The 14,420-nt window shown below is 70.3% G+C and carries 17 protein-coding genes; 14 read left to right on the plus strand and 3 right to left on the minus strand.

All coding sequences use genetic code 11. The annotated features are described in order from the left end of the window. Window positions 1–117 precede the first annotated feature (117 nt). The 4 genes from FHX68_RS11490 (at window position 118) to FHX68_RS11505 (ending at window position 1,231) form a co-directional block, all read left to right on the plus strand. Entirely contained in the window at window positions 118–309 is a 192-nt protein-coding gene (locus tag FHX68_RS11490) for a helix-turn-helix domain-containing protein (protein WP_141380560.1), read from the plus strand. An 83-nt stretch (window positions 310–392) separates the two neighbouring features. Continuing rightward, the gene (locus tag FHX68_RS11495) at window positions 393–491 is read left to right on the plus strand and encodes a 30S ribosomal protein bS22 (protein ID WP_003792170.1); all 99 of its coding nucleotides are present in this window, start codon (window positions 393–395) and stop codon (window positions 489–491) included. A gap of 147 nt (window positions 492–638) precedes the next feature. After that, complete coding sequence (locus FHX68_RS11500; protein WP_174799129.1) at window positions 639–938, plus strand: glutaredoxin family protein; 300 nt, start codon at window positions 639–641, stop codon at window positions 936–938. After that, window positions 935–1,231: a Dabb family protein gene (locus FHX68_RS11505; RefSeq protein ID WP_141380562.1), complete on the plus strand. Its 297-nt coding sequence runs from the start codon at window positions 935–937 to the stop codon at window positions 1,229–1,231. The genes FHX68_RS11500 and FHX68_RS11505 overlap by 4 nt, the downstream gene beginning before the upstream one ends. 6 nt (window positions 1,232–1,237) lie before the next feature. On the opposite strand, the gene FHX68_RS11510 is transcribed toward FHX68_RS11505, so the two are convergent. The 3 genes from FHX68_RS11510 to aspS form a co-directional block, all read right to left on the minus strand. Then, window positions 1,238–2,971, minus strand: coding sequence for an AMP-binding protein (locus tag FHX68_RS11510; protein WP_141380563.1), 1,734 nt, complete (start codon window positions 2,969–2,971; stop codon window positions 1,238–1,240). A gap of 292 nt (window positions 2,972–3,263) precedes the next feature. Next, window positions 3,264–3,473 carry a tyrosine-protein phosphatase gene (locus FHX68_RS11515; RefSeq protein ID WP_141380564.1) on the minus strand — a complete coding sequence of 70 codons (210 nt, stop codon included), beginning with the start codon at window positions 3,471–3,473 and terminating at the stop codon, window positions 3,264–3,266. Window positions 3,474–3,545: 72 nt separating this feature from the next. Next, window positions 3,546–4,886, minus strand: coding sequence for an aspartate--tRNA(Asn) ligase (aspS, locus tag FHX68_RS11520; protein WP_141380565.1), 1,341 nt, complete (start codon window positions 4,884–4,886; stop codon window positions 3,546–3,548). A 121-nt stretch (window positions 4,887–5,007) separates the two neighbouring features. On the opposite strand from aspS, the gene FHX68_RS11525 reads away from it, so the two are divergent. The 10 genes from FHX68_RS11525 to ccsB all read left to right on the plus strand — a co-directional run bounded on the left by FHX68_RS11525 (window position 5,008) and on the right by ccsB (window position 14,125). After that, the gene (locus FHX68_RS11525; RefSeq protein ID WP_141380566.1) at window positions 5,008–5,676 is read left to right on the plus strand and encodes a DedA family protein; all 669 of its coding nucleotides are present in this window, start codon (window positions 5,008–5,010) and stop codon (window positions 5,674–5,676) included. A gap of 26 nt (window positions 5,677–5,702) precedes the next feature. After that, window positions 5,703–7,358, plus strand: coding sequence for a radical SAM protein (locus tag FHX68_RS11530; RefSeq protein WP_244926859.1), 1,656 nt, complete (start codon window positions 5,703–5,705; stop codon window positions 7,356–7,358). Next, window positions 7,355–7,699: a hypothetical protein gene (locus FHX68_RS11535; protein ID WP_229661584.1), complete on the plus strand. Its 345-nt coding sequence runs from the start codon at window positions 7,355–7,357 to the stop codon at window positions 7,697–7,699. Before FHX68_RS11530 ends, FHX68_RS11535 begins: the two co-directional genes overlap by 4 nt. A gap of 3 nt (window positions 7,700–7,702) precedes the next feature. Further along, complete coding sequence (locus FHX68_RS11540; RefSeq protein WP_141380567.1) at window positions 7,703–8,536, plus strand: prolipoprotein diacylglyceryl transferase; 834 nt, start codon at window positions 7,703–7,705, stop codon at window positions 8,534–8,536. After that, window positions 8,520–9,098 (plus strand): hypothetical protein, encoded by a 579-nt coding sequence (locus FHX68_RS11545; RefSeq protein ID WP_141380568.1) that lies wholly within the window; start codon window positions 8,520–8,522, stop codon window positions 9,096–9,098. Before FHX68_RS11540 ends, FHX68_RS11545 begins: the two co-directional genes overlap by 17 nt. Window positions 9,099–9,161: 63 nt before the next feature. Further along, complete coding sequence (locus FHX68_RS11550; RefSeq protein WP_141380569.1) at window positions 9,162–9,791, plus strand: histidine phosphatase family protein; 630 nt, start codon at window positions 9,162–9,164, stop codon at window positions 9,789–9,791. Further along, window positions 9,791–10,390 carry a TlpA family protein disulfide reductase gene (locus FHX68_RS11555; RefSeq protein ID WP_141380570.1) on the plus strand — a complete coding sequence of 200 codons (600 nt, stop codon included), beginning with the start codon at window positions 9,791–9,793 and terminating at the stop codon, window positions 10,388–10,390. The genes FHX68_RS11550 and FHX68_RS11555 overlap by 1 nt, the downstream gene beginning before the upstream one ends. 10 nt (window positions 10,391–10,400) lie before the next feature. Then, window positions 10,401–11,198 carry a cytochrome c biogenesis CcdA family protein gene (locus tag FHX68_RS11560; protein WP_170214237.1) on the plus strand — a complete coding sequence of 266 codons (798 nt, stop codon included), beginning with the start codon at window positions 10,401–10,403 and terminating at the stop codon, window positions 11,196–11,198. Continuing rightward, window positions 11,179–12,978 (plus strand): cytochrome c biogenesis protein ResB, encoded by a 1,800-nt coding sequence (gene resB / locus FHX68_RS11565; protein WP_141380571.1) that lies wholly within the window; start codon window positions 11,179–11,181, stop codon window positions 12,976–12,978. The genes FHX68_RS11560 and resB overlap by 20 nt, the downstream gene beginning before the upstream one ends. 10 nt (window positions 12,979–12,988) lie before the next feature. Further along, window positions 12,989–14,125 carry a c-type cytochrome biogenesis protein CcsB gene (ccsB, locus tag FHX68_RS11570; RefSeq protein WP_141380572.1) on the plus strand — a complete coding sequence of 379 codons (1,137 nt, stop codon included), beginning with the start codon at window positions 12,989–12,991 and terminating at the stop codon, window positions 14,123–14,125. Window positions 14,126–14,420 lie beyond the last annotated feature (295 nt).

Consider the following 14,420-nt stretch of genomic DNA (forward strand, 5'->3'; position numbering starts at 1 on the left):
TTCATCACAGCGTTCACATCGGTTTACACGCGTATCATCGGCCCCCTAGGCTGAGCAGGCGGCGCGGTCATGCGCCGCAGGACTCGGGGGAGTCCGGGATTCGGGGGATCAGAAGACATGGCAGAACTGTCGGACGTGCGCTTTCTCACCGTCGCCGAGGTGGCGGAACTCATGCGGGTGTCGAAGATGACCGTCTACCGCCTCGTGCATTCGGGCGAGCTGCCGGCTGTGCGGTTCGGCCGCAGCTATCGCCTGCCCGAGACGGCCGTCACCGAGGCCCTGCAACGGCCTATCGCCGACGTCGGCTAGACTGTTCCGAGGGCATTTTTCGTGATGCCCGTTCCCGGGCGCGAAAGATCCGCGTCCAGACCCCTGACATAGTGAGGTTTTCCGTGGGTTCTGTCATCAAGAAGCGCCGCAAGCGCATGGCGAAGAAGAAGCACCGCAAGCTGCTTCGCAAGACTCGCCACCAGCGCCGCAACAAGAAGTGAGCGGCCCTGGATTCTGAGTAATCTGCACCGAGCGCCTGTCCGTCTGGACGGGCGCTTCGTGTTTCCGGCCCCGGTCGGTCCCCGACCCCGTCTTGGTCTCCGAGCCTGTCTTGGTCTCCGAGCCTGTCGAGGGGCAGGATGGATGCCGTGACGACCCTCACACTCATCTCGAAGCCCGACTGCCACCTGTGCGACGTCGCACGCGAGATCGTCGACGTCGTCGTCGCCGAGTTGCCCGAGAACGACGTCGAGGTCGAGGAGGTCTCGATCCTCGACGACGCGGCCCTGTACGACGCGTGGTGGGAGAAGATCCCGGTCGTGCTCATCGACGACCGTCTGCACGCGCATTGGCGGCTCGACGCGGCGCGACTGCGCGACGCGCTGGCCGCGGCATCCACGGGCCCCGCGCCCGACACCACCCCAGCACCGGAGGAAGACCCCGCATGATCCGTCACATCGTCGCCTGGCGCCTCGCCACCGAAGACCCCGCCGAGAAGGCCGCGCAGGGCCGGAAGATCGCAGAGGACCTCCTCGCCCTGCAGGGTGTCGTGCCCTCGATCGAGGCGATCTCGGTCGGCCCCGACGTCGTCGGCGGCACGAACTGGGACGTCGCGCTCGTCGCCGACTTCGCCGATCAGGCGGCGCTCGAGGCCTATCAGACCCACCCGGACCACCAGGTCGTGGTCGCCTATGTGCGCTCGGTCGTCGCCGACCGAGTGGCCGTCGACTTCGAGATCTGACAGGGCTCAGCGGAAGTCGCGGTCGCTGAACTCGCCCGCGGGCGCCTCGTTGCCCCGCGCGGACTCGGCGGCGCGCAGCTCGACCCGGCGGATCTTGCCCGAGATCGTCTTCGGCAGCTCGTCGACGAACTCCAGGCGCCGCACCCGCTGGTAGGCCGAGAGGCGGGCCCGGGAGTGCGCGAAGACCTCGCGCGCGGCCTCACGGTGGTTTTCGGGTGCCTGGGCGGAGAGCCGCACGTACGCCTTCGGCACGGCGAGCCGGACCGGGTCGGGGCTCGGCACGACTGCGGCCTCGGCGACAGCGGGGTGCTCGAGCAGCACCGACTCGAGTTCGAACGGCGAGATCTTGTAGTCGGATGCTTTGAACACGTCGTCACGACGCCCGACGTACGTGAGGTTGCCGTCGTCGTCACGGCTCGCGATGTCGCCGGTGCGGTAGTAGCCGCCCTCGGTCGCGCGCGCCGTACGGTCGGGCGCGTCGTGGTACCCGTCCATGAGGCCGAGGATCGGGTGCGACAGGTCGAGGCAGATCTCGCCCTCGTCGTTCGTGACCTCGCCGGTGTCGGGGTCGAGCAGCACGACGGGGTATCCGGGCAGCGGTCGACCCATCGAGCCGTCCTTGACGATCTGCCCGGGGGAGTTGCCGATCGCGCAGGTCATCTCGGTCTGACCGTAACCGTCGCGGATCGTCGCGCCCCAGGCATCCCGCACCCGCGCGATGACCTCGGGGTTGAGCGGCTCACCGGCACCGAGCAGCTCGCGCGGCGGCTGCGTGAGCTGCGTCAGATCGGCCTGGATCAGCATGCGCCACACCGTCGGCGGGGCGCAGAAGGTCGTGACCTTGTGCGTGTCCATGACGTGCATGAGGGTCGCCGCATCGAAGCGGTCGTAGGTGTACACGAACACGGTCGCCTCGGCGAGGAAGGGGGAGAAGAAGTTGCTCCACGCGTGCTTGCCCCACCCGGGTGACGAGATGTTCATGTGCACGTCGCCCGGTCGGACGCCCAGCCACCACAGCGTCGAGAGGTGGCCGACCGGGTAGGACACGTGCGTGTGCCGCACGAGCTTGGGCGTCGCCGAGGTCGTGCCCGACGTGAAGTACAGCAGGTTCAGCTCGCCCGCGGGAGTGGGTCCGTCGGGCTCGAAGACGTCACCGGCCGCATCGGAATCGGCGAAGGAGATCCACCCGGATGCCTCGCCGACGGCGATGCGCAGCACCCCGGCATCCACGTCCGCCGCGCGGTCAGTCGCCTCAGCGGGCGCGATCATCGCCCGGGCGCCCGAGTGCGTCACGCGGTAGGCCAGGTCGTCGGCCGAGAGCAGCGTCGTCGTCGGGATGGCAACGGCGCCGAGCTTTGTGAGCGCGAGCATCGTCTCCCACAGCTCGATCTGGTTGCCGAGCATGACGACGACGCGGTCGCCGCGGCGAAGTCCCCGCTCGCTGAGCCAGACGGCGACCTGATCGGAGCGCCGCGACAGCTCGCCGTACGTCCACGAGCGGGCGCCCAGGTCGGCGTCGATGATCGTGACGGCGGCGCGGTCGGGCTGCTCGCGCGCGACGACATCGAACCACTCCAGGGCGAAGTTGAACTCGTCGAGCTCGGGCCACGCGAACGCGGCGACGGCGCCGTCGTAGTCGTCGGCGTGGGCAAACAGCAGGTCGCGCGCGGCGCGCACCTTCTCGGTCGCGGCGGTGGCCGTGCGGCCGGCGGGGCGAGGGGGGAAGGGCTCGTGTGGCACCCGCTCAGGCTATGCCCGCGGTCATGCCGGCTCGGGCATGACGGTGCCGCGCCGCGGTGAGGGTCAGCTCGTGACCTCGACGACCCGTGTCGGTGTACAGCTCGAACTTCCCGGTGCTCGTCGTGCCCCTTCATCCCCGGAGGCGTGTGGGCGGACGCCAGCGCACGCTCACACGCGAGCCCTGGCCAGCCGGGTGCGGAAGAGTCAGCCGCGCAGTCGCGCGCGCAACGCGGTCAGGTCGCCGTCGGTGAGCCCCGCGGCGCGCAGGTAGTCGGCTCCTCGGCCGTAGGTGTCACGGGCGCGAGTCGGGATGCACGTCGGGCGCCGAGTGCCGCTCCTGCTCGGTGCGGAAGTCGACGATCACCCCGATCGGGCTCGCCGCGAGCTCTTCGACTCCCGCGGGCGTCAGGCTGCTCAGCGCGTCGGAGCGGTAGAGCACGTCGGGCCGCGTCGATCCGCCTCCGCGAAGCGGGGTGCCGCCGGTGGCGCGGACGTTGTGCAGTCCGTCGAGCGTCGAGCGTCGAGCGTCGAGATCAGGCCGTCAGCTTAGAGACGAGACCAGAGTGAGACGGCCTTAGGGGGCGAGACGGGTCGGGCCGCGGAAGAGGAAGGTGACCTCGCGGATCGAGTCCTGACCGAGCATCAGCATGAGCACGCGTGCGAGCCCCATGCCGAAGCCGCCGTGCGGCGGGATGCCGTAGCGGAAGAAGTCGAGGTAGTGCTCGAGGCCCTCGAGCGACAGACCCTTCTCGACCGCCTGCGCCTCGAGCACGTCGATCCGGTGCTCGCGCTGCGCGCCCGTCGTGATCTCGGTGCCGCGGAAGAGGAGGTCGTAGCTGCAGGTGAGGCCGGTCTCGGCGTCGCGCATGTGGTAGAACGGCCGGATCTCGGGGTGGTAGTCGGTGATGAACACGAACTGGTGCCCGTAGGTCTCCTGCACGTGCGCGGAGATCTGGCGCTCGCCCTCGGGGTCGAGGTCGCCATCGGTGCGCGGGATGTCGTAGCCGCGGCCCTTCACGATCTCGCGGGCCTCGGCGAGCGGGATGCGCGGGAACGGGAGGCTCGGCACGACGACGTCGACGTCGAAGAGCTCCTTGATCTCGTCGGCGTGCTTGTCCTTGACGGCCTGGAAGGCGACCGCGAGCAGTTCCTCCTGCATCTGCGCGACGTCTTCGTACGAGTCGATCCACGACAGTTCGGCGTCGATCGAGGTGAACTCGGTCGCGTGGCGGCTCGTGAAGCTCGGGTCGGCGCGGAACACGTCGCCGATCTCGAACACCTTGCCGAAGCCGGCGGCCTGAGCCATCTGCTTGAAGTGCTGCGGGCTCTGCGCGAGGTAGGCCGTCTGGTCGCCGAAGTACTCCAGCGCGAAGAGCTCGGCGTTGCCCTCGGCGGGCGTCGACATCAGCTTGGGCGAGTGGATCTCGACGTAGTCGCGCTCGACCCAGTAGTTGCGCATCGCGTGCTCGAGCGTCGTCTGGATGCGGAAGATCAGGTTGTTGCGGCGCTGGCGCAGGTCGATGAAGCGCCAGTCCATGCGCTTGTCGAGGCCGCTGTCGGCCGCGATCGGGGTCTCGGGCAGGGCCGCGGCGGCGATCTCGAGGCCGCCGATCTTGATCTCGACACCGCTGAGCTTGACGCGCTCGTCGTGCTTGAGGTCGCCCGTGACCGTCAGGAAGGTGCCGGTCGACAGTTCCGAGATGAGTGCGGTGAGCTCGAGCGCCGCAGCATCCTGCTCGGCGCCCTCCGGGTCGGGGCGGGTCGCGGGGTTCACGAGCTGCACGGCGCCGGTCTCATCGCGCAGGATGACGAACTGCACCTTCTTCTGATCGCGGACGGTCTCGACCCATCCGGAGACGCGGACGGGTCCGTCTTCACGGGACTGCAGCTGGTTCACGAGGGTGCGTTCGGTCACGAGGAGCCAGTCTACGCGGCGGGCGCCGTGCGCTCGGGGTGCGCGAGCTCTCAGTGGGGTGGCGCGCGGCCCCCGGCATCCGCTCAGGTTCTCGTCACCTTGTCCCCGTAGCGTCGCGGGCATGACGACTCCCGACGGCTCCTGGTTGACCGCGCTCGTCGACGGAGTCGTCGGCCTCATGGATCTCATCGGGGCGCCGGGCGCCGGCATCGCGATCGCGCTCGAGAACCTCTTCCCCCCGCTGCCGAGCGAGGTGATCCTGCCGATGGCGGGGCTCGCCGCCGCGCGCGGGTCGTTCACGCTGTTCGAGGCGCTGTTCTGGACCACCGCCGGCTCGGTCGTCGGCGCGTTCGCCCTCTACGGCCTGGGCGCGCTGCTCGGCCTCGAGCGGCTGCGGACGATCGCGCGGCGCACCCCGCTGCTGCACGTCGAAGACGTCGACCGCACGGTCGCCTGGTTCTCCCGCCACGGCGGCAAGGCGGTGTTCTTCGGTCGGATGCTGCCGATCTTCCGGAGCCTCATCTCGATCCCCGCCGGCGTCGTGCGCATGCCGCTCTGGCGGTTCGGGCTGCTCACCCTCGCGGGGTCGCTCCTCTGGAACAGCGTCTTCGTGCTGTCGGGGTACCTCCTCGGCGAGCAGTGGCACATCGTCGAGGAGTACGCCGGCATCCTGCAGTACGTCGTCATCGCTGCGGCGGCGGCCGCCCTCGTCTGGTTCACCGTCACCCGCGTGCGCCAGCTGCGCGGTCGGCAGGGGCGCCGACGCGCTGTGGACAGCGACCCCGCCTGAGAGGCGCCGTGCACTAGCGTCGGAGCATGACCCCCGCCGCCGGCGCCGGCATGCCGCTGCGCGACTACCGCATCCACCGCTACGTCAACGCGTTCTGCCCGCGCTGCCACGAGGAGGATCCCGACCGCCCGCTCTCCGAGGTGCGCCGGCTGTCGGGCTGGCTCGCCGACCGCGACGGCACCGTCTGGCTCGAACGCGGATGCCCCGACCACGGCCTGATCTCGACGCTCTACGACGAGTCGGCCGACCTGCTGCGCTATCTCGAGCAGTGGACCGCGCCCACGAAAGTGCACGGGCCCGACACGACCGCGAACTTCAAGCCCGTGCCCTCGGCGTACGAGGACGGGCTGCCGCAGATGCAGACCCAGCACACGTGCATCCTGCTCGAAGACCTCACCGACCACTGCAATCTGCGGTGCCCCACGTGCTTCGCCGAATCGACCCCCGCGGCGAGCGCGATCGCGCCGTTGGCCGAGGTGCTGGCATCCGTCGACGCGCGCCTCGCGAAAGAGAACCAGCGGATCGACGTGCTCATGCTCTCGGGCGGTGAGCCGACGCTCTACCCCTGGCTCGAGCAGCTGCTGGAGCAGCTGGTCGCACGCCCCATCGTTCGCATCCTGCTGAACTCGAACGGCCTGCGCATCGCGAACGACGACGCGTTCGTGCAGACGCTGAAGAAGCACCGCGAACGCGTCGAGGTCTACCTGCAGTACGACGGCGAGTCGGCCGAGGCATCCGCCTACCATCGCGGCGCCGACATCCGCCGCTTCAAGGAGCGCGCCCTAGAGCGTCTGTCGGATGCCGGGGTGTTCACGACGCTCACGATGACCGCCGCCCTCGGGGTCAACGACGGCGAGATCGGCGCCGTCATCCGCCGGGCGATGGCGACGCCGTACGTCGGCGGCGTGACGATCCAACCGGTCTTCGGCTCGGGGCGCTCCGCAGGCATCGACCCGAACGAGCGGCTCACCCACACGGGTGTGCTCGCGCGGCTCGGCCCGCAGACGAACGACCTCATGACCTGGCGCGACCTCACGGCGCTGCCCTGCAGCCACCCGCACTGCTGCTCGGTCGGCTACTTCCTGAAGGACGACGGCGGCGAGTGGCGCTCGCTCGTCGGGCTCATCGGCCACGAGCGCCTGAAGGAGTTCCTCGACCTCAACCCCGACCTCCTCGCGAACCGGATCGCCGACTCGAACGTCAACAAGGCGATCCGCGACGTCGTGAAGAGCTCGCTGCTCGACCTGCTGAGCGAGCAGTCGTCGCTCTCGCATCCGTCGATGAGCGACATCTGGCGCGACATCTGCGTGAACTGCGACCTCGGCATCGGCACCCTCGCGACCCTCGCCGCCTCGAAGCTGCCCGGTCAGCATCAGCGGCTGCGCCGCATGCTCGCCGATCGCGTGCTGCGCGTCACCGTGAAGCCGTTCATGGACATCAACACGATGATCGAGGAGCGCCTCACGCAGTGCTGCGTGCACGTCGCGACCGTGAACGAAGAGACCTCCGTCCACCAGTGCGCGCCGTTCTGCGCTGTACAGGCGTGGGCGCCCCTCTCGCGCACACGCATCTCGACCGCGACCGGCAGCGCCGCCGCCCGTGCGGGAGGGGACGCGACAGGTGGCGCGACCAGCATCGGGTCCGGCGGCCGCCGACAGCTGCCCGTGACGGTGGCGACGTGAGCGCCGCCGACCTCTCGGGCGCGGACTACTCGCACCTCAACCGGCGCGATGAGACGGTGCCGGATGCAACGGCGCCCTACGATCCGCTGCGGCTGTGCGTCTTCACGACGATCGCCCTCATCGCGTGCGTCGCGGGCCCGGTCGCGGTGCTCACGTTCGCGGCTGTGGCGATCGCCGGGTACGCGCGTGCCCGCCGGGCGGGACTGCTGCGCTCGCGCTGCAAGCTCGGTGACACCCGCAACGTGCTGATCTACCTTTGGACCGTCGCGGTGCTCGCCGCCGCGGCGACCCCGTTCTGGGTGCTGCTCTGGGTGCGCGTCCTCTCGCCGGGGAGCGCCTGAGCGGTGTTCCCGACCCTCAACGATCTCGCACCGTGGCTGCCGGGCTGGGGCAGCCACGAGACCTTCGTCGCGCTCGGCCTCTGCGCCGCCGGGGTCGTGTTCCTGATCGAGAAACGGCGCCGCGGGGTGAGCGATCCCCGCATCCCCTACCTCGTCCTCGGCGCGCTCGCCGGGGCCGCGATCCTGTCGCGCCTCGGCACGTGGGCGCAGCACCTCGACCCGTCGAAGAACCTGAGCTTCGTCGACCAGCTCATCCACGGCAACGCCTCGATGCTCTCCGCGCTCGTCGGCGCGTGGCTCGGTGTGCACGTGGCCAAGCGCATCGTGCGCTACCCCGACCGCACGGGCGACCTGTTCGCCCCCGCGGTCGCCCTCGCGATGTGCATCGGGCGCATCGGATGCCTGTTGACCGAGCGTCCCGGCACGCCGACCGGTCAGGGCTGGGGCATCGTGTTGAGCCCCGACGCCGCCGCTCGCACCGGATCGCCCGCGGGCGTCCCGCTGCACCCGAGCTTCGTGTACGAGATCGCCTTTCACGCCGCCGCCTTCGCGCTGCTGTGGTTCTGGCTGCGTCACCGCCGCATCGCCGCGGGCGAGACGCTGACCCTCTACATCGCGGCGTACGGCGTCTTCCGCTTTCTCATCGAGTTCGTCCGCGGCAACGACATCGCCTGGATGGGGTTCACCCGCCCGCAGCTCTTCCTCATGGTCACGATCCCGATCCTGCTCGCCCGCATCGCCGTCATGGCGCGCCGTGGGGCGTTCGGGCCGGGAATGCCGGCCGTCGAGGCATCCGTCGCCGATCAGAACAGGAGCCCCCGTGAGCAGCACGCCTGACGACCCCGAGCGCACCCCCGCCGACGAGCCCGCGCACGAGCAGCCCGTCGACCCGGCCATTGAGGGAGCGGCGGGACAGACCCCTGCAGCGCCGCCGCCGGGGGAGAACCCGACTCCGGCGGTGCCCCCCGCGCAGCCGCCGGCGTATCCGGCGGGGGCATATCCGCCCGGCGCGTATCCGCCTGGTGCGTCCGCGCCCGGCGCCTACCCTCCGGGTGCGTACCCGCCCGGCGCGTACCCTCCGGGGGCCTACCCTCCGGGTGCGTACGCGCAGTCGTACGCGCCGCCGCCACGCGGGTCGCAGCCGCTCGGCGTCGGTGCGGGCGCGGGAATCGGGTGCGGCCTGCACTTCGTGGCGTTCTTCTTCGGGCTGCTGCTGCTGAGCGCCGGCGGCGGGTCGGGGATCGGGTTCTTCATCCCGTTCATGGTCATCGCCGTCGGCGCGATCGTCATGATGTTCTTCCCGCAGACGCGCAAGCTCGCCACCGGGATGCTCATCATCGTCGCCGCGGCGTGGCTCATCGTGCTCGGTCCGTGCCTCGGGTTGGTGACGCAGTACTGAGCGGGCGGGCGCCCGAGGCATCCACTCAGCCCGTCCACAACCGGCGCCCCGTAGACTTGACGGGTGCCCGCCGACCGCCTCCACCTCGTGCGCCACGGAGAGGTTCACAACCCCCAGCGCGTCCTGTACGGACGGCTGCCGAACTTCCGGCTGAGCGAGGACGGGCGACGCATGGCGGCCGCCGCGGCGGAGTATGTGCAGGACCTCGGTCGCCCTGTCGCCGCTCTGTACGCCTCTCCGCTGCAGCGCACGCGCGAATCGTCCGAGCCGTTCACCGCGGCCTTCGGCCTCGACGCGATCATCGACGAACGCGTCATCGAGCCAACGAACGTGTTCGAAGGCAAGCGCATGCGACGCGCCCTCGCGAACCCGGCGAACTGGCGCTACCTCAGCGATCCCTCGATCCCGAGCTGGGGCGAGCCCTACCTCGAAGTGGTGCAGCGGATGGATGCCGCGATGCGCGACGCCTGGGGTCAAGAGGACGGCGGGGACGTCGTGATCGTCTCGCACCAGCTGCCGATCTGGATCACGCACCTCGCCGTCGCTGGGCAGCCGCTGCGCCACGACCCGCGCAAGCGACGCTGCGCGCTGTCGAGCGTCACGAGCTTCGAGCGGCACGGCGACGAGTGGACCGAGGTCGACTACGCGGAACCGGCGACCACCGCCGGCAGCATCGACGTGGGAGCGGTGTGATGGGCCGCAGGATCTGGACCGGCATCGCCGCGGTCGCGCTCGCCGCGACCCTCACCGCCTGCACGAGCGCGAACGACGACCTCGTCTCGCAGTACCAGCAGGGCGGCGGGCAGGGCTTCATCTCCGGTGACGGTCGCGTGCAGGAGATCCCCGTCGACCAGCGCGAGGCCGCCGTCGAGTTCTCCGGCACCGCCGTCGACGGCAGCACCGTGTCGAGCGCCGACTACGACGACACCGTGCTCGTGCTGAACTTCTGGTACGCCGGATGCGGACCGTGCCGTGCCGAGGCATCCACGCTGGAAGACACCTACCAGCAGGTCTCGCCGCAGGGAGCGCGCTTCCTCGGCGTGAACATCTACGACGGCCCCGAGCAGGCGACCGCCTTCGAGAAGACCTACGGCATCACCTACCCGTCGCTGATCGCGAAGGAAGACGCCGACCTCAAGCTCGCGTTCGCCGACTGGACGCCGCTGCAGTCGGTGCCCGTCACGCTCGTGCTCGATGCGCAGGGCCGCGTCGCCGCACGGTTCATCGGCCAGATCGAGAGCGGCTCGATCCTGCGCACCGTCATCGACGACGTTCTCGCCGAGAAGTCGTGAGGCTCGCGTCGTGAACGCCGGCTCCATCGTCTTCGACGGCGCGCTGTGGCTGGCGCTTCCCATCGCGATGCTCGCGGGGCTCATCTCCTTCCTCTCGCCGTGCGTGCTGCCGCTCGTGCCGGGCTATCTCGGATTCCTCGGCGGCGCCGCGGGCGCGACCGGCGGGACGACCACGGGGGTGGGTGGCGCGACCGCGGGTGCCGGCGGTGGGCGCACGGCGGCGCGGCGCGGCCGCGGCCGCCTGCTGCTGGGCGTCGTGCTCTTCATCGCCGGGTTCACCGTCGTGTTCGTCGCGATGGGGGTGCTCGCCGGCTCGGTCGGGCGGTTCTTCATCCAGTACCAGGACCCGATCACGCGCGTGCTCGGCGTCGTCGTGATCGTGATGGGCCTCGTCTTCCTCGGGGTGTTCGGGTTCGCCCAGCGCACCGTCAAGCCGCAGGTGCGCTCGAACCTCGGCCTCATCGGCGCGCCGCTCCTCGGCGTCGCGATGGGCATCGGCTGGGCCCCGTGCATCGGACCGACCTACACCGCGATCCTGTCCATCTCGCTGACCCAGGCCGACCCGTGGCGCGCCGTGGCGCTCGCCGTCGCCTACTCGCTCGGCCTCGGCATCCCGTTCGTGCTCCTCGCGGTCGGCTTCGGCTGGGCGACCCGCTCAGTCGCATTCCTCCGGCGGCATATCCGCGCGGTCAACATCATCGGGGGCGTGCTGCTCGTGATCCTCGGCCTTCTCATGGTCACCGGCGTCTGGACCTCGGTCATGTCGCAGCTGCAGGGGGTGATCGGCAGTGTCGAGCTCCCTCTCTGATCCGCTCCGGCCCGACGACCACGCCGACGGCGCGCCGCGCACCGGGCGTCCGACCGGTGACATCGCGCAGCCGCGGCTGGGCGTCGTCGGGTGGCTCCGCTGGGGCTGGCGGCAGCTGACCAGCATGCGCACGGCGCTCGTGCTGCTGCTGCTGCTCGCGATCGCCGCGATCCCCGGATCGATCGTGCCGCAGCGCACCGCCGACCCCAACGGGGTCAGCCAGTACCGCACCGACAACCCCGATCTCTACCCGATCCTCGACCACCTGCAGCTGTTCGACGTGTACTCGTCGGCGTGGTTCTCGGCGATCTACATCCTGCTGTTCATCTCCCTGATCGGCTGCGTCATCCCGCGCACGACCCACCATTTGGGGGCGCTCCGCGCCCGGCCGCCGCGCACTCCCGTGCGCCTGTCGCGGCTCGACGACCACGCCGAGACGGTCCGTGCCGTGCCAGCGGGGAGGGATGCCTCCGACGAGGCATCCCACGCCGTCGACCTCGCGCAGCAGCAGCTGCGGAAGGCCGGCTACCGAGTCGAGCGGTACGACACGCCCGCCACGGCGAAGCGGCCCGCTGTCGCGTCGGTCTCGGCGGAGCGCGGCTACGCCCGCGAGACCGGCAACCTGATCTTCCACGGCGCGCTCGTCGGCGTGCTGCTCTCGGTCGGCATCGGGGGAGGCCTGACCTACACGGGGCAGACCGTCATCGTCGAGGGCGACAGCTTCGTGAACTCCCTCGGCCTCGGCTACACCTCCTTCAACCCGGGCCGTTTCGTCGACACCGAGAGCCTTCCGCCCTACTCGCTCACCCTCGACAGCTTCGACGTGTCGTACGTGCCGGTCGGCGAGGCGGGGCAGGGCATGGCGGGCGACTTCGCCGCGAACCTCACGACGCGCGAGCCCGGGCAGGACGCGAAGAAGCAGACCGTGCGGGTCAACCACCCGATCGACATGGCCGGCGACCGCGTCTACCTGATGGGGAACGGCTACGCCCCGACCATCACGGTGCGAAACCCCGCGGGCGATGTGGTCTTCCGCGAAGACGTCGAGTTCCTGCCGCAGGACACGAACATGACCTCGCTCGGCGTCGTGAAGGTGCCCGACGGGCTGCCCGAGCAGATGGGGCTCGTCGGCTTCTTCTACCCGACCGCCGCGACGCTGCACTCGGGAGCGTTCACCTCGGCCTACCCGGCGCTCGCGAACCCGCTCCTCACCGTCGACGTCTACGTCGGCGACCTCGGCATCGACGACGGCACCCCGCGCAACGTCTACGCCCTCGACACGAGCGGCATGACCCAGCTCACCGGACGCTCGATCGGCGTCGACTCGCTGAAGCTTGAGCCCGGGCAGACCGTCGACCTGCCGGACGGCCTCGGCACGATCACGTTCGACGACAACACCGCGACCGGCGGCGCGGAAACGGTGAAGCGCTACGTGTCGCTGTCGGTGCACCGCGACATCGGCGCTCCGTTCGTGCTGCTGTTCGCCGTGATCGCCCTGCTCGGCCTGCTCGCCGCACTCTTCGTGCCGCGCCGGCGCCTGTGGGTCAAGGCTGTGTCGACCGGGCCCGGCGAGCTCACGTTCGAGTACGCCGGCCTCGCGCGCGGTGAGGACCCCGCGATCGCCGTCGCGGTCGAGGGCCTGCAGCGCGAGCACCAGAGGGCGCTGGATGCCGAGGGGTGGCCGGCGCAGGGATCCACCCCCACCGCGCCGTCGGACCCTGCTGCCACGCCGTCGTCGGCCTCGACGACGACCCCCGACGACGCGAACCTGCCCGCGTAGACTGGACGCCATGCCCGCCGCCGATTTCTCGCTCGACAGCGTCTCGGTCCTGCTCGTCTGGACGGCCATTGCGATCTACGCGCTCGCCTTCATCGCGTACGCCGTCGACCTCGCGCGCCGCTCCGACCTCGCTCTGCAGCAGAAAGACGCCGCGACGGATGCCGCGCGTTCGCGCGAACTCGTCGGTGCGGCCTCGGTCGCCGGCACCGGGGCGAGTGGTGCTGTGGCATCCGACGCCGGTGGCTCGGCCATCTCGCGCGTGCGCGCCGAAGAGGATGCCGCGGCGGTGAACCTCGCGGCGCGTCCGGGTGCGCGCCGCCGCTATCTGTGGGCGCGGATCGGCACGTCGCTGACGGTGCTCGGCTTCCTCTTCCACGTGGCCGCCGACATCACTCGCGGCATCGCCGCGGGGCGCGTGCCGTGGTCGAACATGTACGAGTTCGCCCTCACCGGCACGATGCTCATCGTCGCCGTCTACCTCGTCGTGCTGCTGCGCTACGACCTGCGCTTCCTCGGCACCTTCATCACGGGCCTCGTGACCGTGCTGCTGGGCGCCACGGCCATCTGGTTCTACACCGTCGTCGTGCCGCTCTCCGACCCGCTGAAGAGCGTGTGGCTCGTCATCCACGTGTTCGTCGCATCGCTCGCGACGGCCCTGTTCGCCCTCGCGTTCGCGCTCTCGGTCATGCAATTGCTGCAGGCGCGGCGGGAGCGGCTCGCGATCGCAGCCGACGCGGTCGCCGCGGAGGAGCGGGATGCCGAGGCGTCCGTCGTCGCGGAGACGCCGGCGAACCCCGTGAGGACCGGCCCGCGCTTCCTGCGTACTTTGCCCTCCGCGGACGCCCTCGAATCCCTCGCCTACCGCTTCGCGATCATCGGCTTCATCTTCTGGACGTTCACGCTCATCGCGGGATCGATCTGGGCCAACGACGCCTGGGGACGGTACTGGGGCTTCGACACCAAGGAAGTCTGGACCTTCGTCATCTGGGTGCTCTACGCCGGGTACATCCACGCGCGCGCGACGCGCGGCTGGCGCGGCACCCGTTCGGCGTGGCTGTCGATCGTGGGATTCACGGCCGTGATGTTCAACTTCACGATCGTGAACATGTTCTTCAAGGGGCTGCACGTCTACAGCGGCCTGAACTGAGGCACCCCGCGCCCCGCGCGCCCGTCCCCGCGCCACGAACCGGCATCCGCCACAGGTTTAACCTGCCGCGGATGCCGGTTTCTGTAGCGCGCCGCGCGCCGCGCGCCGCGCGCTGCGGGCGCGTCGTGGCCGAGTGGGCTGTGGCGCGTGGCCAAGGCGCCAGTCACCGCATCCGCCACAGGTTTCGGCACCGCTGGCTGCTGCCGCGCCACGAATCAGCATCCGCTACAGGATTAACCTGGCGCGGATGCTGGTTTCTGTAGCGCCTACGGGAAGCCGCCGCCGCCGGCCGCGG

The organism is Microbacterium lacticum (genome assembly GCF_006716815.1).
GTDB classification, from domain to species: Bacteria; Actinomycetota; Actinomycetes; order Actinomycetales; family Microbacteriaceae; genus Microbacterium; species Microbacterium lacticum.

What these genes read in the sequence shown, in the direction of transcription:
- ccsB (WP_141380572.1), top strand. Translation starts at nt 12,989, where the DNA reads ATGCCCGCCGCCGATTTCTCGCTCGACAGCGTCTCGGTCCTGCTCGTC.
- FHX68_RS11555 (WP_141380570.1), top strand. Translation starts at nt 9,791, where the DNA reads ATGGGCCGCAGGATCTGGACCGGCATCGCCGCGGTCGCGCTCGCCGCG.
- FHX68_RS11525 (WP_141380566.1), top strand. Translation starts at nt 5,008, where the DNA reads ATGACGACTCCCGACGGCTCCTGGTTGACCGCGCTCGTCGACGGAGTC.
- FHX68_RS11530 (WP_244926859.1), top strand. Translation starts at nt 5,703, where the DNA reads ATGACCCCCGCCGCCGGCGCCGGCATGCCGCTGCGCGACTACCGCATC.
- FHX68_RS11505 (WP_141380562.1), top strand. Translation starts at nt 935, where the DNA reads ATGATCCGTCACATCGTCGCCTGGCGCCTCGCCACCGAAGACCCCGCC.
- FHX68_RS11490 (WP_141380560.1), top strand. Translation starts at nt 118, where the DNA reads ATGGCAGAACTGTCGGACGTGCGCTTTCTCACCGTCGCCGAGGTGGCG.